16 protein-coding genes are annotated in these 24,422 nt (G+C 70.4%); 11 read left to right on the forward strand and 5 right to left on the reverse strand.

Features of this window, described 5'->3' with window-relative positions; translation table 11 throughout:
* Nucleotides 1-100: 100 nt before the first annotated feature.
* A complete protein-coding gene (locus AC5YDV_RS07430; RefSeq protein WP_496182577.1) occupies nt 101-1,291 on the reverse strand; it encodes an integrase catalytic domain-containing protein in 1,191 nt (396 codons plus the stop codon).
* A 191-nt stretch (nt 1,292-1,482) separates the two neighbouring features.
* Here AC5YDV_RS07430 and AC5YDV_RS07435 point away from each other — a divergent pair, with 191 nt between their 5' ends.
* From AC5YDV_RS07435 to pulA, 9 genes are all read left to right on the forward strand, one after another.
* On the forward strand, nt 1,483-2,316 hold the full coding sequence (locus tag AC5YDV_RS07435; protein WP_496192453.1) for an enoyl-CoA hydratase-related protein: 834 nt from the start codon (nt 1,483-1,485) through the stop codon (nt 2,314-2,316).
* A complete protein-coding gene (locus AC5YDV_RS07440) occupies nt 2,313-5,810 on the forward strand; it encodes a carboxyl transferase domain-containing protein (RefSeq protein WP_496182579.1) in 3,498 nt (1,165 codons plus the stop codon). The genes AC5YDV_RS07435 and AC5YDV_RS07440 overlap by 4 nt, the downstream gene beginning before the upstream one ends.
* Entirely contained in the window at nt 5,803-6,762 is a 960-nt protein-coding gene (locus AC5YDV_RS07445) for a hydroxymethylglutaryl-CoA lyase (protein ID WP_496182580.1), read from the forward strand. The genes AC5YDV_RS07440 and AC5YDV_RS07445 overlap by 8 nt, the downstream gene beginning before the upstream one ends.
* Nucleotides 6,759-7,544, forward strand: coding sequence for an electron transfer flavoprotein subunit beta/FixA family protein (locus AC5YDV_RS07450; protein WP_496182581.1), 786 nt, complete (start codon nt 6,759-6,761; stop codon nt 7,542-7,544). Before AC5YDV_RS07445 ends, AC5YDV_RS07450 begins: the two co-directional genes overlap by 4 nt.
* Complete coding sequence (locus AC5YDV_RS07455) at nt 7,541-8,515, forward strand: electron transfer flavoprotein subunit alpha/FixB family protein (RefSeq protein ID WP_496182582.1); 975 nt, start codon at nt 7,541-7,543, stop codon at nt 8,513-8,515. The genes AC5YDV_RS07450 and AC5YDV_RS07455 overlap by 4 nt, the downstream gene beginning before the upstream one ends.
* 116 nt (nt 8,516-8,631) lie before the next feature.
* Complete coding sequence (locus AC5YDV_RS07460; RefSeq protein ID WP_496182583.1) at nt 8,632-9,801, forward strand: cytochrome b/b6 domain-containing protein; 1,170 nt, start codon at nt 8,632-8,634, stop codon at nt 9,799-9,801.
* A 362-nt stretch (nt 9,802-10,163) separates the two neighbouring features.
* The gene (locus tag AC5YDV_RS07465) at nt 10,164-10,571 is read left to right on the forward strand and encodes a DUF6766 family protein (RefSeq protein ID WP_496192454.1); all 408 of its coding nucleotides are present in this window, start codon (nt 10,164-10,166) and stop codon (nt 10,569-10,571) included.
* Nucleotides 10,572-10,604: 33 nt separating this feature from the next.
* The gene (locus AC5YDV_RS07470; protein WP_496182585.1) at nt 10,605-11,369 is read left to right on the forward strand and encodes a YqjF family protein; all 765 of its coding nucleotides are present in this window, start codon (nt 10,605-10,607) and stop codon (nt 11,367-11,369) included.
* Nucleotides 11,370-11,459: 90 nt separating this feature from the next.
* Nucleotides 11,460-17,519: a pullulanase-type alpha-1,6-glucosidase gene (gene pulA, locus AC5YDV_RS07475; protein ID WP_496182586.1), complete on the forward strand. Its 6,060-nt coding sequence runs from the start codon at nt 11,460-11,462 to the stop codon at nt 17,517-17,519.
* A gap of 519 nt (nt 17,520-18,038) precedes the next feature.
* Here the strand turns inward: pulA and AC5YDV_RS07480 are convergent.
* The 4 genes from AC5YDV_RS07480 to AC5YDV_RS07495 form a co-directional block, all read right to left on the reverse strand.
* Complete coding sequence (locus AC5YDV_RS07480; RefSeq protein ID WP_496182587.1) at nt 18,039-19,544, reverse strand: FAD-dependent monooxygenase; 1,506 nt, start codon at nt 19,542-19,544, stop codon at nt 18,039-18,041.
* 45 nt (nt 19,545-19,589) lie between these two features.
* Complete coding sequence (locus AC5YDV_RS07485; RefSeq protein ID WP_496182588.1) at nt 19,590-20,159, reverse strand: TetR/AcrR family transcriptional regulator; 570 nt, start codon at nt 20,157-20,159, stop codon at nt 19,590-19,592.
* Between the two features lie 99 nt (nt 20,160-20,258).
* Complete coding sequence (locus tag AC5YDV_RS07490; protein WP_496192455.1) at nt 20,259-20,930, reverse strand: 4'-phosphopantetheinyl transferase family protein; 672 nt, start codon at nt 20,928-20,930, stop codon at nt 20,259-20,261.
* Nucleotides 20,931-20,967: 37 nt separating this feature from the next.
* Nucleotides 20,968-21,690, reverse strand: a complete 723-nt coding sequence (locus AC5YDV_RS07495) for a thioesterase II family protein (protein WP_496182590.1) — start codon at nt 21,688-21,690, stop codon at nt 20,968-20,970.
* Nucleotides 21,691-22,058: 368 nt separating this feature from the next.
* On the opposite strand from AC5YDV_RS07495, the gene AC5YDV_RS07500 reads away from it, so the two are divergent.
* Nucleotides 22,059-23,492, forward strand: coding sequence for an acyl-CoA carboxylase subunit beta (locus AC5YDV_RS07500; protein WP_496182591.1), 1,434 nt, complete (start codon nt 22,059-22,061; stop codon nt 23,490-23,492).
* Nucleotides 23,493-23,562: 70 nt separating this feature from the next.
* A complete protein-coding gene (locus AC5YDV_RS07505; protein ID WP_496182592.1) occupies nt 23,563-24,420 on the forward strand; it encodes a 3-hydroxyacyl-CoA dehydrogenase family protein in 858 nt (285 codons plus the stop codon).
* Nucleotides 24,421-24,422: the final 2 nt, after the last annotated feature.

Consider the following 24,422-nt stretch of genomic DNA (forward strand, 5'->3'; position numbering starts at 1 on the left):
CCGTGATGCCTCATGTCAATACCTCCGGATGGATTAGGTCGTTGCCTCACCTGTGACCTCCGGTTCGGCAGGAGTCGTTGCCTCACGTGTCTCCTCCGGTTCAGCCGGTCGCGGCACGGCGTTGCCGGGCGGTACGGCCCTTGGCCTGGGCGAGGGCTTCGAGGCGTCCGGTGTGGTGGAGGATCTCGCGTTGCAGGGCACCGAGGCGAAGCTTCTTGAACCGGGCGTTCATCGTGATCACGGGCCGTTTCCGGGTCGCGGGGTGGGCGAGGGCACGCTGGTGCGGGGTGGCGGCCTGGTGGTACTTCTTGACGACCTTGGCGCCGTCGCGGTGCTTGGAGGCCAGCTTCAGGCTGGGCAGGAAGTAGTTCGCGAACGCGTCATCCAACGCCCAGATCCGGTTCAGCAGCTCGAGCTCGGCGTCGGTGTCGTACCGGTAGTAGCCGACCAACTCCCGCACCCGGGCCCAGTTCTTCTGCTCCACGTAACAGCCGTCGTTCTTCTTCCCCGCCCGCCCGCGCGTGAACGTGATCTTGCGGGTCTCGCAGTAGTGCAGGAAGTGGTGGTTGATGAACTCCGACCCGTTGTCGGAATCGATCCCCACGATCGGGAACGGGAACATCCCGGCGGCGTGGTCGATGGCCTCGATCACCCACCGACGGGCCCGGTTCGGCACCGACCGGTTCACCGTCCACCCCGTCGCCACATCGGTCATCGTCAACGTGTAGCAGTACTCACCCGAGGCCACCCCACCGTCGTGGGCGACCAGGTCGATCTCGACGAACCCCGGCGTCGCATCGTCCCAGTCAGCGAACGTGCGGATCGGGATCTGGTGTTTCAACAACGACCCCGGCTTGGTGTGCGTCCGGCCGCGTAGCGTCATCCGCTTCCGCTCCCCGGCGAGCATCCGGTCGATCGTGGCCGCCGAGATACCGGCCAACAACTCGGCCTGGGTGTCGTCCAAGACGATCTCCCCCTCCACCCGCAGCAGGGGCACCAGCACGGGCATGAACGGCGCCAGGATCTTCCCCGCCGGCGCCCGCAACAGGGTCCAACAGCGCACCAGGGCGGGCAGCAGGTCATCGCCGTAGACCCGCGACCGCGGCTTGCGAGGCCGGACCGGTTTGACGACCAGCACCTCCCGTAACGCCGCCCGCGCATAGTCACGATGCCAGCCCGTCAACTCGACCAACTCGTCCAGGATCCGCGACTTCCCGGCCCGGTCCGCCCCCTTGTAGGCCAACGCCTTCTTCACCGTGACAGCCCTGCGCTCGCTCAAGGTCAGCTCCATCCCCGGATCGTTCAGGCGGAGACCCTTACGCGAGGCAACGACACCCCCGAACCGGAGAAACTCACCTGAGGCAACGACCCCCTCGAAGCGGAGGTCTTAGGTGAGTCAACTCGGGGTCTTGTCTTTGTTGTGTGCCCACGAGTACCTTGCCTCATACGCTCGGGCCCTGGAGCGTGGCCTTGGAGGCTGCAATGGAGGCTGCAATGGAGCGCCAGGAGATCGTCGGGGAGCAGTTCGACCGCGCGACCGCGACCCAATTCGTCCGGACCTCGATCGACGAGCGGGGGGTGGCGGTCGTGACGCTGGCCGCGCCGGCGACCCGCAATGCCCTGTCGGAGCGCCTGCTCGACGAGTTGCTGGACGCCCTGGCTGCCTGCGAGCAGCGGGAGGACGTGCGCGTCCTCGTGCTGGCGGCCGAGGGGACGGCGTTCTGCGCGGGCGCGGACCTGAGATCCACGGCCGGACGGATGGACGGGATCATCTCGCGGCTGGTCGCCGTCGAGTCCGCCATCGTGAAGCACCGTGTCCCCGTCATCGCGCGCGTCCAGGGACCGGCGCGCGCCGGGGGGATCGGGATCATCGCGGCGTGCGACATCGCCATCGCCTCCACCGAGAGCGACTTCGCCCTCACGGAGGCGCGGCTCGGGCTGGCGCCCGCGGCCATCAGCCTGACGATCCTGCCCCGGATCACCGCGCGGGGGGCGTCCGAACTCATGCTCACCGGCCGGCGCTTCACCGCGGAGGAGGCGCGGGCCGACGGGCTCGTGACCACGGTCGTCGCTCCCGACGACCTCGACGACGGGGTCGAACGGACCGTCGCCGAGATCCTCGGGGCCGAGCCCCAGGGCGTCCAGGCGACCAAGGCGTTGGTCAACGCGCCGCTGGCGCACCACATCGAGGCCAACGCGGCGCGGATGGTGGCGTTGTCCGCGGACCTCTTCGCCAGCGACGTGGCCCAACGCGCCGCCGAGCGGTTCCGGTCCCCGGCGGCCCCTTCCGGCACCTCGAAGGGAGCACGTCCGTGACCGACGGCCTCAGGGAGTTGACCGCGGACCTGGAGCGGCGCCTGAGGGAGGTCCGGGTCGGGGGGACCGAGGCGGCCCGCAACAAGCACGTCGCGCGCGGCAAGATGCTGCCGCGCGATCGGGTGGACGCCCTCCTCGACCCCGGCAGTCCGTTCCTCGAGCTGAGCCCGCTGGCCGCCTGGGGAATGTACGGCGACGAGGTCCCGAGTGCCGGGATGATCACCGGGGTCGGCCGGGTCTCGGGGCGCGACTGCGTGATCGTCGCGAACGATGCCACGGTGAAGGGCGGCACCTACTACCCGCTGACGGTCAAGAAGCACCTGCGTGCGCAGGAGGTCGCCCTCCAGAACAACCTGCCGTGCCTGTACCTGGTGGATTCGGGCGGCGGGTTCCTCCCGCTCCAGGACGGCGTGTTCCCGGACAAGGACCACTTCGGGCGCATCTTCTACAACCAGGCCCAGATGAGCGCCCGGGGCATCCCGCAGGTCTCGGCGGTCCTGGGGTCGTGCACCGCGGGGGGCGCCTACATCCCCGCGATGTCGGACGAGACGGTCATCGTCCGCAACCAAGGGACGATCTTCCTGGGCGGCCCGCCCCTGGTGAAGGCCGCCACGGGTGAGGTCGTCACGGCCGAGGAACTCGGCGGCGGGGACGTCCACGCCCGCACCTCGGGCGTGGTCGACCACCTGGCCGAGGACGACGCGCACGCCCTGGAGATCATCCGCGGCATCGTCGCCACGATCGCCCCGGTGCCCGAGCTGAGCCTGGTCCCGGCGACGCCGCGCGAGCCGGTGGACGACCCCGAGGGCCTCTACGACGTCGTCCCCACCTCCTCGCGCATCCAGTACGACGTCCGTGAGGTCATCCGCCGGATCGTCGACGGGTCGGAGCTCCGTGAGTTCAAGGAGCTCTACGGCACCACGCTCGTCTGCGGATTCGCGCGCATCTGGGGTTACCAGGTGGGGATTGTGGCGAACAACGGCATCCTCTTCTCGGAGTCCGCCCTCAAGGGGGCGCACTTCATCGAGGTCTGCAACCAACGGCGCATCCCGCTGGTCTTCCTGCAGAACATCAGCGGCTTCATGGTGGGCAAGGAGTACGAGAACGCCGGCATCACGAAGGACGGCGCGAAGCTGGTCACCGCCGTGGCGTCGTCGGTGGTCCCGAAGTTCACGGTGATCATCGGCGGGTCGTTCGGGGCCGGGAACTACGGCATGTGTGGGCGCGCCTACGAACCCCGCTTCCTCTGGATGTGGCCCAATGCCCGCATCTCAATCATGGGCGGGGAGCAGGGCGGCCTCGGTCCTCGCGACCGTCCGTCGGGACGCCATCGAAGCCAAGGGCGACACGTGGTCCGCCGCGGAGGAGGCCGCCTTCAAGGAACCCATCCTGGAGCAGTTCGAGGAGCAGGCGTCCGCCTACTACGCGACGGCCCGGCTGTGGGACGACGGGGTGATCGACCCCGTCGACACGCGCCGGGTCCTGGGCATGGGCCTCTCCGTGGCGGCGAACGCGCCGATTCCCCACCCCTCCTACGGCGTCTTCAGGATGTGAGGGGAGCCATGACCTTCTCCAGCGTGCTGGTCGCCAACCGTGGCGAGATCGCGGTCAGGGTCATCCGCGCCGCGCGGGCGCGCGGTCTGCGCACCGTCGCGGTGTACTCGGACGCCGACGTCGCGGCCCAGCACGTCCGTGAGGCCGACGTGGCGCTCCGGATCGGCCCGGCGCCCGCGCTCGCCTCATACCTGAACGTGGACGCCCTCCTCGCCGCGGCGCGCCGATCGGGGGCCGAGGCCGTCCATCCGGGATACGGCTTCCTCTCCGAGAACGCCGGCTTCGCCCGTGCAGTCACCGAGGCGGGGCTGACGTTCATCGGCCCGGACGCCAGCGTCATCGAACTGATGGGGCGCAAGGACAAGGCGCGGGAGGTCGCCGAGCGGGCCGGCGTCCCCGTCGTCCCGTCCGCGGTCGTGACTGCCGGTGACCCGCCCCAAGGCGTCCCGTTCCCGCTCATGGTCAAGGCCGCCGCCGGCGGCGGTGGCAAGGGCATGCGGATCGTCCACGACCCCGCGGCGTTCGCGGAGGCGTTCGAGGCGGCGCGGCGTGAGGCGGGGGCGGCGTTCGGCGACGACACGATGATCGTCGAGCAGTACGTCGAACGGGGGCGGCACGTCGAGGTCCAGGTCCTGGGGGACCTCCACGGGAACGTGGTGCACCTCTTCGAACGCGACTGCTCCACGCAGCGACGCCACCAGAAGGTCGTGGAGGAGGCGCCCGCGCCGGGCCTCAGCCCCGCGCTTCGCACCACCTTGACGGACGCCGCGGTCCGGCTGGCCCGGTCGGTCGGGTACACGAACGCCGGGACCGTGGAGTTCATGGTGGCCGGCGACACCGTCCACTTCCTCGAGATGAACACCCGCATCCAGGTGGAGCACCCCGTCACGGAGTTGGTCACGGGGCTGGACCTGGTCGACCTCCAGTTCGCCATCGCCGCGGGCGAACCGCTTCCGTTCGAGCAGGCGGACGTGCGGTGCGAGGGCCATGCCATCGAGGCGCGCGTCTACGCGGAGGATCCCTACCACGGCTACCTCCCCCAGACCGGCACGGTGCGCCTGCTGAGCTGGGGCGGGGGCGTCCGGTGGGAGACCGCGCTCGAGGCGGGTCAGACGGTCGGGACGTCCTACGACCCGCTGGTCGCGAAGGTGATCGCCCACGCGCCCACGCGGGACGGAGCCCGGGCACGGCTGGCCGCGGCCCTGCGCGACACCGCGATCCTGGGCCTCACGACCAACGCCGGCTTCCTGGCGGACCTCGTCGAGTCGGCCCCCTTCGCCGCGGGCGAGGTGGACACGTCGTTCCTGGACCGGACGCCCGAACCGACCCCGGCTCCCGATTGGACGCCCCACGCGGTCGTCGCCGCGTGGGTGCTCGCCACGCCGAACGACCCCGCGGCCGGACCCTTCGGGGTGGGGGACGGGTGGCGCCTGGGGGCCGAGCGCGCTCCGTGGTCCCGGCGTCTGGCGCGGGCCGGGCAGGCGCTCGACGTCGGTGTCGACCGGGTCGCCGGGCGCGTCCTGGTCGACGGGCGGGTGCACGAGGTCAGGGCGTCCGCCGACGAGGGCACCGAGGTGCGACTGGAGATCGACGGGCTCCTCCGTCGGGCCCACGTCCTGCGCACGGACGACGCGGTCCTGGTGTCGGTCGACGGCCACGCCACCCGCTTCAGCGCGGCCACCCACATGGGGTTGGGGTCGGACGCTGCCACCGCCGACGGCACGATCACGGCACCGATGCCCGGCGTGGTCCTCAGCGTCACCGCGGAGCCGGGCCAACACGTGGTGGCCGGGGAGGTCCTGGGAACGATGGAGGCCATGAAGATGGAGCTCGCCCTGCGGGCGCCGACGGACGGTCAGGTCACCCAGGTACTCCTCAAGACGGGGGACCAACTGGCCATGGGGGACCGCATCTTCGTCCTGGAGCCGAGCGATGCGTGACCGCGACCTCCCCACCCCGGTCCGTGTCGACGGGTTCCCGACCTCCGTCACCGTCCACGAGGTGGGTCCCCGGGACGGGCTGCAGAACGAGGCGGAGATCGTGCCCGTCGCCGACAAGGCCGAGTTCATCCGGCGACTGGCCGCCGCGGGGCTGCCCTACGTCGAGGCCACGAGCTTCGTTCGGCCGTCGTGGGTTCCGCAACTGGCCGACGCGTCCGAACTCCTGGCGGCGCTGACGGCGTCCGGGGACTTCGTCCCGGCCCGCATGCCCGTCCTCGTGCCCAACGAGGCGGGCCTGGAGCGTGCGCTGGCCGCGGGGGCCGGCCACATCGGCGTGTTCGCCAGCGCCACGGAGACCTTCGCCCAGCGCAACCTCAACCGAAGCCTGCGCGGCCAGTTCACCCTGATCGAGCCGACCGTGGCGCGGGCCCTGGCCGCGGGGGTGCGCGTGAGGGGCTACGTGTCCATGTGCTTCGGCGACCCGTGGGAGGGCCCCGTCCCGATCGAGGCGGTCGTCGCGGTCGGTGCCAAGCTCGTCGAATCGGGCGTGGAACAGCTGTCCCTCGGTGACACCATCGGAGTGGGCACCCCGGGGCACGTCGAGCAACTGGTGGAGGCGTTCGACCGGGCGGGCGTGCCGAGGAGCCGCCTCGCCCTGCACTTCCACGACACCTACGGCCAGGCAGTGGGCAATGTGCAGGCGGGACTCCGTTCCGGGGTCACGACGTTCGACGCCTCGGCTGGGGGCCTCGGGGGATGCCCCTACGCGCTCTCGGCCACCGGCAACCTCGCCACGGAAGACCTCGTCTGGCTCCTGGACGGCCTCGGCATCGACCACGGGATCGACTTGGACGCCCTGGTCGAGACGTCGCTGTGGATGGCCTCGTTACTGGGTCGGCCGGCGCCGTCGAAGGTCGTCGCGGCCCTGTCGAAACGGAGGTCAGGAGCATGAGGATCCTCGTCCTCGTCAAGGAGGTCCCGGACACCTACGGTGCTCGACGACTGGACGCCGAAACCGGCCTCATCGTCCGGTCGGACGGGCCTGCGCTGGACGAGATCTCCGAGCGCGCGCTCGAAGTCGCGCTCAATCACGCCGACCACAACCCGGGGACCGAGGTGGTCGCGGTGTGCATGGGGCCGCCCACGGCGGCGACGTCGGTGCGCAAGGCGCTGGCCATGGGGGCGGATTCCGCCCTGCACATCTCCGACGACGACCTCGTCGGGGCGGACGCCATCCTCACGGCCACGGCTCTGGCCGCCGCCATCCGCCGCGCGCCCTTCGACCTCGTGATCACGGGGAACGCCTCGACCGACGGGGTCGGCGGCGTGCTGCCGGTCCTGCTGTCCGAACTCCTGGACGTCCCCGCGGCCACCCTGCTCACCACGCTGGAGATCACGGAGGGGACGCTCCACGGAACACGCGTGGCCGACGGCGTCCGGATGACGGTCACGGCCTCCCTGCCCGCTGTGGTGTCCATCACGGAGGCGTTCCCCGATCCGCGGTTCCCCAGCTTCAAGGGGACGATGGCCGCCAAGAAGAAGCCGCTCGAGCAGCTCACCCTCGGCGACCTCGGCATCACCGTCGACCCCGCCGCCACGCCCTACTCGATCATGACGTCCGTCGCCGCCAGGCCACCCCGCACGGCCGGGACCAAGATCACCGACAGCGGCGACGCGGGGCTCCAACTCGCCGCTTTCCTCCGCTCCGCCAATCTGGGATCGAGGACGCCATGACCAGCGACCACACGATCCTCGTCCTGCTGGACACCACGCCCGGCGGAGCACTGGCCCCGACCGGCGCCGAGGTCGTCGGGGCGGCGTCCGAACTTGGTGACGTGGTCGCCCTCGTGGTGGCCCCCGAGGGGGTCCTGGCCGGACTGGCCCGGGACGCCGCCGGTGTGGGCGCCCAGCGCGTCCTCACCTTCGCGCAGCCCGACGGGCCGGGCACGCACGAGGCCGATGCGCTGAGCGCGGCCTGCCGCCAGGAGAACCCCGTCGCGGTGCTCGCGGCGCATTCGATCCGGGGGCGTGAGGCGTTGGCCCGCGCCGCGCTCCGCACCGGGGGAGCCTTGGCCTGGGACGCCGTCGGGCTCTCCCGCGACGACCTCGGCGTCCTGGCGCAGCACTCGCCGTTGGGCGGCTCGTTCCAGGTGACCAGCGCCGCGACGTTCGGGACGCTCTTCGTCACGCTCCGGCCGGGTGCCGTCCACGACCGGGCGGGGGCACGGGAGCCAGCGGTGTCCCAGCTCGAGGTCGAATCCCAGGAGCGTCGGGCGGTGGCGGTGAGCGACGTGGAGCCGGTCGAGGTGGCGTCCGAACGGCCCCCCTTGTCGACGGCCGCCCGGGTGGTCGCGGGTGGCCGCGGTCTGGGCAGCCGGGAGGGTTTCGCGCTCGTCGAGCGATTGGCGGACGCCCTGGGCGCCGCCGTCGGTGCGTCGCGCGCAGCGGTGGACGCCGGCTTCATCGACGCCAGCCACCAGGTCGGACAGACCGGCGTCCTGGTGTCGCCCCAGCTGTACGTCGCCCTGGGCATCTCGGGAGCGACCCAGCACCGCGTGGGCATGCAGACGGCCGGGACGATCGTGGTGATCAACAGCGACCCCTCCGCGCCGATCTTCGACATCGCTGACTTCGGCGTCGTCGGGGACGTGTTCACCGTCGTCCCGCAGTTGATCGAGGCGCTGGACGCCGAGGCGGGTGGGTGACGATGGGCGCGCCATCGGTCCGGCAGGGGCTACCCCGCACACGCGGTGGGGATCCCTGGCCCCCCGCCGGCGTGGGGATGGCGGAAGCAACGCCGCCCGGGGCGGAGGCGGTCGCTGTGCCGAGCCGCGACATCGCTCCCGATCCCGGTCCGGACGTGCTGCGCTCGGCCGAGCCGTTGGCTGTTTCTGCTGGCCACGTCGCCCTCCGACAGGGATTGCCAAGGTCCCCGGGACAGGAACCCTGGCCCCCCGCCGGCGTGGCCGTCGCGCCGGCGTCCGTGGAAGTGTCTCCTGCGGCGTCCGTGGAAGTTACTCCGGCGGCGTCCGCGGAAGTGCCTTCCTTGGCCGCCGCGGAGGTGACGGACGCGCGGTCCCCGCAGAAGCCCTCGAGGAAGTGGCCCTGGATCACGCTCGCCGGCGCCGCGGTGGCGTCCGTCGTCCTGGTCCTCGTCGCCCGGTGGCTCCGCACGGAGGACGCCGGCGTCCAGTTCGTCGCCCGCTACCCCGGGACCTACCCGCTCCCGGACGGGGCTCCGGTCGGGATCCCCGCCTGGCTCGCGTGGCAGCACTTCTTCAATTTCTTCCTGATGGTCCTCATCGTGCGAACCGGCCTCCAGATCCATGGTGAGAAGCGGCCGCCCGCCTACTGGACCCCCCGTGGGGACTCCGGCCGCAAGGTGAGCATCACCGTGTGGTTCCACCAGGCCCTGGACGTCCTGTGGCTCGCCAATGGGGCCCTGTTCCTGGTCTTGCTCTTCGCGACGGGCCAGTGGGTGCGGGTCGTCCCGACCAGCCCGGACGTGTTCCCGCATGCCGTGAGCGTCGCGCTGCAGTACCTGTCCCTGACGACACCGGCGGAGAACGGGTGGGTCCACTACAACGCGCTCCAACAGCTCGCCTACTTCGTGACCATCTTCGTCGCCGCGCCGCTGTCGGTGCTCTCGGGCCTGCGCCTGAGCAGCCTGTGGCCCCAGCAGGACGGGAGGCTGAGCAGGGTCTTCCCCGTGGGGGTGGCCCGGGCCATCCACTTCCCGGTGATGGTCTACTTCGTCGTCTTCATCGTCACCCACGTGGTGATGGTGCTGGTCACGGGAGCCCGGAGGAACCTGAACCACATGTTCGCCGGACGCGGCTCGGCGACGGATCCCCTGGCGTACGCGACGGACTGGACCGGAGTGGTCATGCTCGGCGTCGCGGTCATTGTCACGGCGGTGGCCTGGATCGCCGCCCGGCCGGCCGTCCTCGCTGCGCTGGCCGGGTTCACGGGGCGGGTGACCAACCGCTGACCGTCCCAGCACCTTCCCGTCACCCGCCGGATGAGCGCACTCGCGCCGTTTCTATCCGTGGCATCCTTCTGGACCTGGCGCGCGGGAGGGGCGCACGTTTCCTCACCCGGCGGATCTTTCCTCATCCGGGGGATGTTTGCTCATCCGGCGCCGAGAGAGCCGGCGCCGGGGGAGACAGCCGCCAGGGAAGACAACCCCAAGGAAGACAACCCCAAGGAAGCCAACCCCAAGGAAGCCAACCCCAGTAAAGCTGGCGCACGCCGCGCGGTGCAGCGAGCCGCCGGTTTGTTCGGGCACCGTCCCGGGTAGTGCAGCAGAAGTGACCGCGGCGATGTGCCCGGCCCAGATCCAGGAGGTGTCAGATGGTGGTTCGCGATCCTCTCCAGACACTGAGGAGTTCCGATCTCGGGAAGCCCCGCTTCGCCAAGGCCTACGGCTTCGGCCTCGTCACCGGCGTGCTGTTCCTCGGAGCCTGGATCGGCCAATTCGTCACCCAGCTGATGGTGGTGCGCAACGAAGCCGAACAGCACGGCGCTCCCTTCGCCTGGAGCGATTTCCTCGCGCAGTTCTTCGCGTCCACGTTCGAGAACTGGCAGTCGGAGTTCCTCCAGCTCGTGTGGCAGGCCGCCGGACTGGGGCTGTTGCTGTTCTGGGGGTCCTCCCAGTCCCGCGAGTCCGACGAACGCATCGAGGCCAAGATCGACCTGCTCCTCGAGAAGCAGGGCATGGATCCCGACGCCGTCACGCGTGAGGTCAACGGAGCCGTCTGAGGTGGACGGCGATGAGCGCCCAGGTGGACGGTGATGAGCGGCCGGCTTCCCGATGAACCCGTCGCGATCCCCGTCAACCTGCAGGACTGGGAGGACCTGACCTTCCTGCACTGGGAATTCCCCGTCGGCGTGATCCAGGGGTTGCTACCCCCTGAGTTGCGCGCCCAGGAGTGGGAGGGCAGCACGTGGGTGGGTCTGACACCCTTCCGCATGGCGCGGGTCCGGGTGCCCGGCCTGCCCACCATCCCGGGGTGGGGAGCGTTCGCGGAGATGAACGTCCGCACGTACGTCCGGGGCCCCGGAGGCAAAGACGGCATCTGGTTCCTCGGGATGGTCGTGGCCAAGCCGACCTTCGCCCTGGCCCTGCGCACGCTCGGGTTGCCCTACCTGCCCTCGGACAGTGCCGTCCTCAGCTGCGACGGTGGGGTCACCCACCGGTTCGGTGCTCCGGGCCTGAAGGGGTCGGGCGCCGACGACTGGTTCCTGGCACGCACCGAGTGGGGGGACCCGCTGCCCGAGGCGGAGCGGACCCCGCTCGTCGACAGCCTGACCGGCCGCTGGAACGCGTTCCACCGGCGGGCGGGCGTCCTGTGGCGGACGCCCGTGGAGCACGAGCCCTGGCCCTTGCTGCGCGCAACGGTCTCCGGACGCCTCACGGCGCCGCTGCGCTGGGTGGGTCTGCCCGAACCGAAGGGACCGCCGCTCGTGCAGGCGGCTCGGGTGGTGCACGCTCGGCTGGGCGCACCGCGTCCGGCCCGCGAACGCTCAGGGCGGACGCGCTGGGCGGACGACAGATGACCGGACCGATCGCTCGGAACCGTTGCCATGGGGCTTGTTCGCCCTTAGGCTCCCGCATGACCCGACCGTGGTCCCGCTAGGAGAAACCCCATGTTCCCTTCTCCCTCTCACCGGACGCTGCGTGCCCGCCTCCTCTCCGTGGCGGTGAGTCTGGCGCTCGCCTTCACCGGTGCTGTGGGGCTGACGTCCGCCGGGGCGCCGCCCGCGGCTGCGGCGACCGCGTCCGTCACCCTGGTCGGGGACATGCAGTCGGAGCTGGGTTGTCCGGGGGACTGGCAGCCGGAGTGCACGGCGACCAACTTGGCGGACGCCGACGCCGACGGCGTGTGGTCGGGCGACTTCACCGTTCCGGCGGGCAACTGGGAGTTCAAGATCGCCCTCAACGGCACGTGGGACGAGTCCTACGGCAACGGGTCCGGGAACTATCCCCTGCGCCTGGCCGAGGCGACCACCCTGACGTTCCTCTTCGACGACGCGACCAACAAGGTCTCCATCGCCGCGCCGAACCTGCCGGGCGCCTATGACGCAACCGCGGACGCCGGCCTGGTCGCCCCGCCGGTGCGTGAGCTTGGTGAGGGGGAGAGCTTCTACTTCGTCCTGACCGACCGGTTCGACAACGGCAACACAGACAACGACACCGGCGGCCTGACGGGCGACCGGATGACCACCGGCTTCGACCCCGCGGACAAAGGCTTCTACCACGGCGGCGACATCGCCGGCCTGTCCCGGCAGCTCGACTACATCGAGGGCCTCGGCACGACCGCCATCTGGCTGACCCCGTCGTTCAAGAACAACTACGTGCAGGGCACCGGGGCCGACGCATCCGCCGGCTACCACGGCTACTGGATCACCGACTTCACGCAGATCGACCCGCACCTGGGCACCAACGAAGAACTCCAGGCCTTCATCGCCGACGCGCACACCCGCGGCATCAAGGTCTACTTCGACATCATCACGAACCACACCGCCGACCTCATCGACTACGCCGAGGGTCAGTACGACTACATCGACACCGCGACCAAGCCCTACAAGGACGACGACGGGAACGTCGTCAACGTGTCCGAGTTGGCCGGTCAGCCGGGCTTCCCCGACTTCCACCCCGACACCCGCTCGTTCCCCTACACCCCCGTGCGCAGCGCCGAGAACACGGTGATGGTGCCCGACGTGCTCAACGACGTCACGCTGTACCACAACCGCGGCAACTCGACCTGGAGCGGCGAGTCGGTGACGTTCGGCGACTTCGTGGGCCTGGACGACCTCATGACCGAGGACCCGGTCGTCGTCAACACGATGATCGAGATCTACAAGACCTGGGTGGACCTCGGCATCGACGGCTACCGGATCGACACCGCCAAGCACGTCAACTTCGAGTTCTGGGAGGCGTTCACCACCGCGGTCAACGACCACGCGGTCACCTCGGGCAATCCCGACTTCTTCATGTTCGGCGAGGTCTACGACGCGGACGCCACCAAACTGTCGCCCTACGTCCGCGACACCGACATGACGAGCGTGCTCGACTTCGCCTTCCAGTCCTCGGCGCTCGGCTACGCCAAGGGACTCCGCGCCGACGGGCTCTCCGGCCTCTACGCGACCGACGACTACTACACCACGGACCACTCGTCGGCGTCCGCGCTGCCGACCTTCCTCGGCAACCACGACATGGGTCGCGTCGGTCGCCTGCTGCAGGGTGCGGGCTCGGAGCTGGATCGCTCGCGGCTCGCGCACGCCCTCATGTATCTGACGAGGGGCCAACCGGTCGTCTACTACGGCGACGAGCAGGGGTTCATCGGCGACGGCAACGACAAGGACGCCCGCGAGGACATGATGGCCTCCCAGACGGCCAGCTACCTCGACAACGTCCTGCTGGGCGGCCAGCAGTACGGCACCGGGACCCACTTCAACACGGGTGCGCCGCTGTACACCCACATCGCCGCGCTGTCGGCGCTGCGCGACGCCCACCCGGCCCTCGACACGGGCGCCCAGGTCGAGCTCTTCGCGGCCGACGGCCCGGGCATCTACGCGGTCGCGCGTGTCGACCGCACGGAGAAGGTCGAGTACGTGGTGGCGTTCAACAACACCACCGCGGACGCCACGGCCACCATCACCACGCTCACCCCCGCGGCCACCTACGCGCCGCTGTTCGGCGGGGGCGCCTCCGTCGATTCGGACGCCGAGGGTGCGCTCACGCTGACGGTGCCGGCGCTCTCGGCCGTCGTCCTCAAGGCGGACGCCCCGTTGGCGGACGCCGGCGCGACGCAGGCGATCACGTTGGCGTCCGGGCCCGTGGACTCGATCGGCCTCGTGCCGGTCATGGCCGACATCGCGGACAACCGCTGGGCCGAGACGTCGTTTGCGTACCGCGTCCTCGGGTCGGCTGACTACATCCCGCTCGGCACGGCTGAGGACGACACCCCGCGCGTGTTCGCGGACTTCCGCGACCTGCCCGCCGGCACCACAGTCGAGCTGCGCGCCGTCTCGGTGGACGCCGACGGGTCCGCTGTCGCGACCTCCGCCCTGCACGTGGTGGGCACCGACCTGACGGATCCGTTCGTCGAGCCGGAGCCGGAACCCGTCGGCGGTCGTACCGGACTGGTCGTCACCGTTCCCGGCAGCATGAACAGCGAGCTCGGCTGCAACTCCGACTGGCAGCCCGACTGTGAGGCGATCAAGCTGGACGACCTGGGCAGTGGCGTCTACGCCAAGACGCTCACGGTGCCCGCCGGTTCCTGGGAGTACAAGATCGCCATCGGTGGCACCTGGGACGAGAACTACGGGGCCGGCGGCGTCCCGGGCGGTGCCAACGTCACCTTCACGCTCGCGGCCACCCAGCCCGTGACGTTCGTCTACGACGACGCCACCAAGTGGTTCACCTCGAGCGCCCAAGGTCCCCTCATCACCCTGCCCGGCTCGTTCCAGAGCGAGGTCGGCTGCCCGGGTGGTGACTGGCAACCCGACTGCCTGCTGACCTCACTCCAGGACCTTGAGGGTGATGGCACCTACACATGGACGGCCGCGGCCCTGCCGGCCGGCTCCTACGAGGTCAAGGTCGCGCACAACCTCAGCTGGGCGGAGAACTACGGCGAGGGAGGGGTTCCGGGCGGTGCCAACTACGCCTTCAGCGCGCCCGGCGGCAAGCCCGTCACCTTCACCTACGACATCGCGACGCACCTGCTGACGATCGCCGTCACCGACCCGCCGCTCGCCGGCGTGGGCCAGTTCCTCGGTCACTGGATCGACGCGGAGACGATCGCCTGGCCGTCGAACCTCGCCCCCGACCCGGCTGAGACGACGTGGCAGCTGTGGGGGGACGCCGACGGCGGCCTCACCGTCACCGATGGCGCGGTCACCGGTGGGGCCGGTGAGCCGGCGGTCCTGCTCGGCACCCTGACCCACGACCCGGCCGGTCTCACGGCCGCGCAGCTGGAGAACCGGAAGCACCTGTCCGGCTTCCTCGCCCTCAAGCTCACGCCTGAGGAGGGTGTTTCGATCGAGGAGGCGCTCAAGGGGCAACTCATGGTGCTGCAGGCGGGCACGGATGGCGTCCCGGACGTGTTCACCGGACTGCAGGTCCCGGGCGTCCTCGACGACCTCTACGCCGCCTCGGCCCGCGAGACCGACCTCGGGGTGACGTTCGCGGACGGCGTCCCGACGTTCCGGGTGTGGGCGCCGACGGCCCGCTCGGTGGCGCTGGAGCTGTTCCCGGGAGTGGACGTGACGGAGACGCCAGAAGTCATCACGATGACTCGCGCCGCCGACGGCACCTGGAGCGTGCCGGGCAAGCGGGGCTGGAAGAACCGCGCCTACCGGTACGTGATCGAGGTGTACGCCCCGAGCGCCGGCGGCGTGGTCACCAACCACGTCACCGACCCGTACTCAGTGGGGCTCACGCTCAACTCGACCGCGTCCGTGGCCGTCGACCTCGACGATCCCGCCTGGGCGCCGGACCTGTGGGCCGACACGCCCGCGCCGGTGATCGAGCAGTTCGTCGACCGGACGATCTACGAGCTGCACATCCGTGACTTCTCCATCTCGGACGAGACGGTCCCCGAGGAGCTGCGCGGCACCTACGCGGCGTTCGCGCTCGAGGGGACGGACGGCGTCCGGCGCCTCGGTGAGCTGGCGGACGCCGGCATGAACACCGTCCATCTGCTCCCCAGCTTCGACATCGCGACGATCGAAGAGGACCGGGCGGCCCAGGTTGTGCCCGCGATCCCGACTGGCGCGGCGCCGGATTCGGACCAGCAGCAGGCGGCCGTGATGGCTGTCGCGGACCAGGATGGCTTCAACTGGGGCTACGACCCGTTCCACTACAGCACCCCCGAGGGCTCGTACGCCTCGCCCGGCAATCAGGTGGGTGGCGAGCGCACCGCGGAGTTCCGCTCGATGGTCGGCGGCCTGCACCGCACGGGCTACCAGGTCGTGCTCGACGAGGTGTACAACCACACCGCCCAGTCGGGGCAGGGCGACAAGTCGGTGCTCGACAAGGTCGTGCCCGGCTACTACCACCGCCTGAACCTGACCGGCGCCGTCGAGACCTCGACCTGCTGCCAGAACGTGGCGACCGAGCACGAGATGGCCGAGGAGCTCATGGTCGACTCGGTCGTGACGTGGGCGCGTGACTACCGCGTGGACGGTTTCCGGTTCGACCTCATGGGCCACCACTCGTTCGACAACATGGTGGCCGTGCGCGCCGCCCTCGACGAGCTCACCCTGGCCGAGGACGGGGTCGACGGGAAGAACATCTACCTGTACGGCGAGGGCTGGAACTTCGGCGAGGTGGCCAACAACGCCCGCTTCACGCAGGCGACCCAAGGCCAGCTCGACGGCACCCACATCGGCGCCTTCAACGACCGGCTGCGCGACGCCGTCCACGGTGGCGGCCCCTTCGACGACAACAAGGCGAAGTTCCAGGGCTTCGGCACCGGCCTGTACACCGACCCCAACGGCGTGACCGACGAGTCGGAGGAACAGCAGCTCAAGAACCTGCGGCACGACCAGGACCTGATCCGGCTCGGCATGGCCGGCAACCTGGAGGACTACGCCTTCGAGACGTCCGCGGGTGCCGTGCAGACCGGCGCCCAGCTCGACTACAACGGGTCGCCCGCCTGCTACGCCACGGAGCCCGACGAGTCGGTCAACTACGTGGACGCCCACGACAACGAGACGCTGTACGACCTCGGGATCTGGAAGCTGCCGGTCGACACCCCGATGGCGGACCGGGTCCGGATGAACACGGTGTCGCTCGGCACCGTCGCGCTCGGACAATCGCCGGCGTTCTGGCACGCGGGCACGGATCTGCTCCGATCGAAGTCGCTCGATCGCAACTCCTACAACTCCGGTGACTGGTTCAACACGCTGGACTGGTCGATGCAGTCGAACAACTTCGGGGTCGGCCTGCCGCCGGAGCCGGACAACGGCTCGAAGTGGGACGCCATGCGTCCGCTGCTGGCCAACCCGGCGCTCAAGCCGGCGCCGTCCGACATCGCGACGTCGCACGACGCCGCGCTCGAACTGCTCCAACTGCGGTCGACGAACCCGCTGCTCACCCTGGGGTCAGCGGACCTCATCAAGGACCGGGTCACGTTCCCGAACGCCGGCGCCGATCAGACCGCGGGCCTGATCGTCATGCGGGTCGACGATCCTGCCGGGGACGGCGACCTCGACCCCGCCCGGGACGGCGTGCTGGTGGCGATCAACGCGTCCCCCGAGCCGATCACCGAGGCGATCGAGGGTCAGGCGGGCGTCGAGTACGTCCTCGACCCGGTGCTGACCGACGGCGTCCGGGATGATCCGGTGCTGCTGGGCACCACCTGGGCGGCCGCCACGGGCACGCTGACCGTGCCCGCACGGTCGGTCGTGGTGCTCAGCGAGAACGCCGAGCCGCCGCTGACGATCGTCTCGCCCGTGGCCCCGACGTTCCACGACGTCAACGGGTGGAAGCACGACCGGGTGGTCATCCCCAGCACCGAGGGTGTCGAGTACCTCCTCGACGGTCGCGTCGTCGCGGCGGGCTCCCATGAGGTCACCAAGGCGCAGTCCGTCGTCGTGACGGCTCGCCCGCTGGAGCGGTACGCCTTCTCCGACGGCACGGTGGCGCGCTGGGAGTACCAGTTCGGCAACACCGCAGCGAAGAAGAACGGTCCGGTCTGATCACCGGGCAGGGAGGCAGCCTCGACATCGTTCGGGATCAAGCCGGTGAAGCCAGCGACCCGTTGGCGCAGGAGTTCACGGCATGATCCCGAGCGTGCGAGAAGCAAACCGAATGAGACACTGAGCTGTCTCCGGAATATCTCCTAGTCAAGAAGAGTGCTCCCCGCTCAGGCGGGGATGATCCGGGCACCGCGCTCCCCGCCGACGAGACCACCACGTGCTCCCGGCTCAGGCGGGGATGATCCCTCGCAGGGCTTCACTTCGTCATCTCCTTGGCGGTGCTCCCCGCTCAGGCGGGGATGATCCGAGTTTCCTCGGCATCCGGTCGCCGTCGCGGCTGTGCTCCCCGCTCAGGCGGTGATTGTCGACGCCGCCTGAAACGGAACAGTTTTCGCCGGTGAGAAGTGGACACCACCACGTCGCTATGGCCTCATTTTCGAACGTCGCCGACAGCCCCCGCCAGGGCGGGATGATCCAATGGCGCAGCGGTGGGGCCCCTCGCGTGTTCCCTGCTCACCATCACCAACCCCCCGCGATGGCCAGCAGGACCGGCGAACGCCGCACGATGGTCCAGACGGCGGCCGGGACGTCCCCGGAGGCGATGATGTGGCCGTCCGGGCGGACGAGGGTCACGGGCGGCAGGTCGGCGTCCGCTGGGACGGCCACGAGGGGGAGGCCGCCCCACGGCCCGTCGGATGCGGGTTCGCGCACCACCCACGTGGGGTCCTGCGGATCCACGTGGGAGAGCACCCGGGAACCGTCACCCAGGTGGACGTTGGCCAGCCGCGCGCCCGAACCCGGGGCTTCCTTCACGACGAGCGGACCGCCCGCGTAGGCGACCTCGAGTCCCGCCAGCGGACGCCCCAGCGCGAGCCGGAGGCGGGTCCTGGGCAGGATGCGCGGACCCAGCGCCCCGACGACGCGCCGGGCGAGCCCGCCGCGTCCGGCCACCAGCGAAGTCGCCCGACGGACGCCGCCCACCATCGCGTGCGCCACGAGCCCCCGCTCGACGGCGTAGCTCTCCAACAGGTCCTCCCGCGCCTCGGCGGGGATCCGGTCGGCGAGCGCCAGCTTCCAGACGAGGTTGTGGGCGTCCTGGACGCCCGTGTTCAGGCCCTGTCCGCCGACGGGGCTGTGCACGTGGGCGGCATCGCCGGCCAGGAACACCCGTCCGCGGCGGTGCACGTCGGCCACGCCGTGGGTGAGCGCGAAGCGGGAGGTCCAACCGAGGTCGCGGGCGCCGAACTCGATGCCCGTTCGCCCGCGGACGAGGTCGTCGAGGTACCCGGCGTCGATGGGGGTTCGTGCCGCGGGCGACTCGCCGGGCGCGTGGGCGATGATGCGCCACCGTCCCGGATCGGGCAGGGGCACGATGATCAGGAGCCCGTCGGGGTGCAGGAAGAGGTGGCCCTCGTCCTCGGCGAGCGACGCCGAGGTCTGCGCATCGGCGAGGATGAACGTCGCCCCGGCGTCCTCGCGTTCGAGGGTTCCGCCGATGGCGTCCCGGACGGTGCTGCGCCCGCCGTCCGCACCCAGCAGCCAGCGTGAGCGGACGACCTCGGTTCCGGCCGGGCCCGTGAGGGTGGCCGCCACGACGTCATCCTCCTCGGCCACGCCGGTGAAACGGGTGGCCCACTCCACCTGGACGCCGAGGGCGGACAGGGCGTCCTCGAGCACACGCTCGGTCTCGTACTGCGGCAACGTGAGCCAGTGCGGGTGGTCCGTGTCGCCCCAGTCCAGGTCGAGCAGGTCGATCCGGCCGCGGGCGCCGGCCACGCCGCGGAGGTTCAATGCCGAGAACCGGGCGCTGCGCGCGGTGAGGTGCTCGGCGAGCCCGAGCCCATCGAAGACCTCCATCGTGCGCGCGTGGACGACCAGCGCCTTGGAGAAGGGGGACCGTCGCTCGCGGCGCTCGACCACGCGGACGGAGAGTCCGCGGCGGCGCGCCTCGACGGCGGCGGTCAGGCCGGTGGGGCCTGCGCCGACCACCAGCAGGTCCAGGTGATCGTGGGTGCGGGACGCCATGGATCCTCCAAAGTGAGACTGTAGTGTCCCAGTTTAAGGCATGGCTCAAGAAGCCGGACGCCAGCCCTCGACGACGGTCTCCCAGACGAGCCTCGCGGGGTCCTCCCTCTCGTCGGCCACCGCCGCCTGAAGGAGGGCGATCAGCGCGACGACGGCCCAGGTCGGGTCAAGGTCGGAGCGGAACTCGCCCGCGGCCTTGCCGCGCCGGACCAGATCGGCGATCGGCTGGAGGACCTGCTGGCGAGCCGTCGTGAAGCGGGGATCGGACCCGATGTCGAGCCGGAGCAGCACACGGAACCCGGCACCCTCGATCACGAGTCGCTCCAGGAGGTGGCGCAGTCCGGCCTCCGCCGAGCGGTCCGGGCTGTCCGGGGCGCCCGGGGCGTCCGTGTCGGCCACCGCCCGACGTGCGGAGTCGAGGGCCCACTCCGACAACTCCGCCAGCAGGTCGGCGCGTCCGCTGACGTGGCGGTACATCGTCGCCCGCCCCAGACCGGCGCGGGCGGCGATGTCGTCCATGCTCGCCGAGGGATCCGCGGCCAGCACCTCGGCGGCCGCCTTCAGCAGCGCCTCACGGTTGCGACGTACGTCGCTGCGCTCATGCCTGTCCACCATGCGATGCCTCCTGTGCCGGACGACCCGTGCGGCCCTGAACTCCTCCGGCATCCTCGCACGGGGGCCGGCCGGCCGGGAGGGGCCGGCGTTTGGCGCTGGTCAGCCCAGGTTCGCCTCAGCCCAGGCGATGAGGTCGCGCGGCCGCAGGAACGGCGGGAGCAGGTCGATCTCCTCGTGCCCGCAGTGGGCGATGACGCTGCCGCCGTCCGGGGTGATGGCGGACCGGAGCAGCGGCGCCCCTCCCGACGGTGTGACCCCGGTGACACCGCGTCGGCTCCGGATGCAGAACGTGTTCAGGCGCACCGAAAGGCCGCACGAGCGGTACTTGAGGTAGCTCTCCTTCAATGCCCACACGGTCGTGAACCGAACAGCCTCCGCCTCGGGCCCCCGCCCGAAGACGAAATCGACCTCGTCGGCGGTGAAGTGGGATCGCGCAAGGTGGACCGCGCGGCCGTCGACGGTTTCCACGTCCACACCGACCGGACGGCGGCTCGTCGCGCACACGACCAGGTCGCCGGCGTGGGAGAGGTTGAAGTGCAACTGCGGGTGGTCGCGCAGGAACGGCTTGCCGTGGTGTCCGGTGGCGAATGCAGCGCGGGAGGAGACGCCGAAGTCCTGCGCGAGGGCGAGGTCCAGCAGCAGACCCGCGCCCAGGCACCGCACCTGGTCCTGCGAGAACCGGAATTGTGCGGCTCGGTCCCGACGTTCATGTCGGGAATGGGTGTGGAATGCTGCCCTCTCGGACGGAGAAATGCCACTCAGGTCGAGCACGCGGATTCGTCCCATGCCAAGAGGGAAGGACTTGGAATCACACGTGGACGGAGTCCTGAATGATCGGCTCCAGCCGCCGGATGATGGCCTCGGCGATCTCGGCGACGTGCTCGGTGATGAAGAAATGGCCACCGCTGAAATAGGTGAGGTCGACGCGGGAGGTCGAATAGAAGGCCCAATTGTCCACCGTCACGTTGTCGTCCTCTCCCTGGAACAGGAAGAGGGGGCACGGCAGAGGGTCGGGGCGAGGATCGCGGTAACCCGACAGCAGGCGCAGGTCGTCGGTGATGATCGGGCGGAAGTAGCCCATGAACTGCGGATCGCGCAGGGTCGCCTCGTCGAGCCCCCCGTAGCGCCGGAGGATCCGTTCGAGGCCCCCGGCCGTCGACAGGGAGCCGGCGTCGCGAAAGGTGCTGTCACAGGGGGCCGATGACCCGGACGAGAAGAAGGCCAACGGGAGGTTGACCAGCCGCTCCCGGGCCAGCTTCGCCAGTTCGTACCCCACCACGCTGCCCATGCTGTGGCCCCAAACCACGTAGTCGCCGCGCAATTCATCTTCGAGCTGCCCGTAGAGTTGCTCCACGAGCCCGCTCACCGTGGCGGGCATGGGCTCGGCCAGGCGCTGCTCGCGGTGGGGGTACGCCGCGACCCGGAAGTCGACCGTGGGCTCGAGCAGCCGGCGCCACCGCTCGTAGAAGAGTCGCCCGCCACCGGCGTGGGGGAAGCACAGCAGGGTGACGCGTCGGTCATCGCGGTTCATGTCACAGCTCCAGACGGGGGGTGGACGGCCATGGTCGAAGGACGAGCGAGACCCTAGCAGGCTCCGGGGACGATCAGGGGACTCTCGGATGGCGGGCGGGATCCGGTGCCGGAGGTGCGCCATCTCGTCCGTGGGGGTTCATTTTCCTGTGGTATGAACACGCGCGCGTGTCTGCTGTGCATTCGGATTCGGACTCTTCAATTGCTTTCCTCGAATGTGTCGGATGACGTGAAGATGACCAGTCGGTGACCGCTGGGAGTTGGGTGGCTGAACTCTCCCAGTCCGGGTGGCACCGGGGTTTCTCCCGCTGCTATCTTCCAATCAGGAATGCGACCCCCCGTGTTCCGCCCACCCCGAAGGACACCGTGATGAACTCCGTGCCCGCCCTGGCGCCCACGCGCCGGGAGACAGCGTCCCCCAGCGGCGCGGACCCCCGCGACCCGAACGCCCGACTGGCGGCGCTCTTCGATCCGGGGTCGCTCGCCCTGATCAGCGCCCACGACGGGTCGGGCATGCTCGCCGGACACGGCACCATCAACGGGCTGCCGACCGTGGCCTTCTGCTCGGACGCCACGGTCATGGGTGGAGCGATGGGGGAGCAGGGCTGCCAGGTGGTGGTCGAGGCCTACCGCCGCGCCCGTGTTGCCGGGTGTCCGATCGTGGGCATCTGGCACTCAGGTGGCGCGCGCCTCGGCGACGGCGTCCTGTCGCTCGACGGGGTGGGGCAGATCTTCAACTGCATGACCGCCGCCTCGGGCAAGATCCCCCAGGTCTCGGTCGTGCTCGGTGCCGCGGCCGGCGGTGCGGCGTACGGGCCCGCGCTGACCGATGTCGTCGTCATGTCGGAGGGTGGGCGCATCTTCGTCACCGGCCCGGACGTGGTCCGGTCCGTGACCGGCGAGGACGTCGACATGGAGAGCCTCGGAGGGGTCGACACCCACGCTCGCCGCTCGGGTGTCGTCCACGTCGGGGTCGAGACCGAGGCTCAAGCGCTGGCCTGCGCCCGGCAGGTCGTGGACCTGTTCGGCAACCAGGGACGTGTCGACGACGAGGTCACCGACGTCGAGGTGGCCCCCCTGCTGCCGGCCCAGCCCAAGCGCGCCTACGACGTCCGCCCCCTCGTGGAGGCGCTCCTGGACGACGACACGGTCCTGGTCCTGCAGGAGCGCTGGGCCCCCAATATCGCCACGGCGATCGGACGCCTCGGCGGCCGCACCGTGGGCGTCATCGCCAACAACCCCCTGCGCCTCGGGGGGTGCCTCGACTCGCTGAGCGCCGAGAAGGCGGCCCGCTTCGTCCAACTGTGCGACGCCTTCGGCATCCCCCTGGTCGTGCTGGTGGACGTGCCCGGTTACCTCCCCGGCATCGGTCAGGAGTGGGGCGGGGTCGTGCGTCGCGGGGCCAAGCTGCTGCACGCGTTCTCCCGCACCGTGGTGCCGCGCGTCACGGTGGTGACGCGCAAGGCCATGGGTGGGGCCTACATCGCCATGAACTCGCGGGCCCTGGGTGCCACCCGTGTGTTCGCGTGGCCCACCGCCGAGATCGCCGTCATGGGTCCCCTCGCCGCGGTGCGCATCCTGCACCGCCGCGCGCTCGCCGCGGCGCCCGAGCACGAGCGTGCGGCCCTCGAGCAGGCGTTGGCCGACGAGCACGCCCTGACCGCCGGCGGTGTCGACACCGCCGTGCGCATCGGCGTGGTCGACGAAGTGATCGACCCCGGGCGAACCCGCTCCGCCGTGGCCACCGCGATCCGCCGGGCGGACGACGGTGTCTGCGGCCACTCGACCAACATGCCGCTGTGACGGCTCGTGACGACATCGCCGACGGCGGGCCGCGCCCCGCGTGGGGGACCCCCCAGGAAGGAGACAGGCCGTGACGGTCGTGGGCATCATCGGTGCCGGGGTGATGGGCAAGGACGTGGCCCTCACCTGCGCCGCCCATGGATACGAGGTCGTGCTCTGCGACGCCGACCCCGATGTCCGTTCCCAGGCGCCCGGGCAGCTGCGCCGCCTCGTCCGCAGTTATCGCATGATGCCCGACGGGCCCACCTGGCACGCCGACGACGTGCTGGGGCGGATCACGGTCACGGGCGAACTCGCTGAGTTGGCGCCGGCCATCTGGATCATCGAGAACATCACGGAGGACCGCGCCGCCAAGGAGTCGCTCTACCGCGACCTGAGCGCCACGTGGGTGACCGGCCAACGCCTGGCGATCAACACCAGCTGCATCCCCATCACGCGCCTGGCGGCACGGCTGCCCGAGCCCGAGCGGGTGGTGGGCATGCACTTCATGAACCCCGTCCCCCTGATCCCGGGCCTGGAGGTCATCCGGGGGCACCGCACGTCCGACGACACCACCGAGGCCGCCCGCGAACTCGCCCGGGTGCTCGGAAAGACGCCCATCGTCGTGAACGACCAGCCCGGGTTCGTCTCGAACCGGCTCTCGCACCTGTTCATGAACGAGGCCGCCTTCCTCGTCCAGGAGGGCGTCGCCGGCCCGGACGAGGTGGACGCGATCTTCCGGCTCGGCTACGGCCACAAGATGGGCCCCCTCGAGACCGCGGACCTGATCGGGCTGGACACCGTCGTCGACTCGCTCGCGGTCCTCTTCGACGAGCTCCAGGACCCCAAGTTCCGGTGCTGCCCGCTGCTCAAGCGGATGGTCGCGGCGGGGGAGCTCGGCAGGAAGTCGGGTCGTGGCTTCTACACCTATTCAGCGGCACGAGCGTGAGG

The sequence above is a fragment of the Propioniciclava sp. LT432 genome, assembly GCF_059515965.1.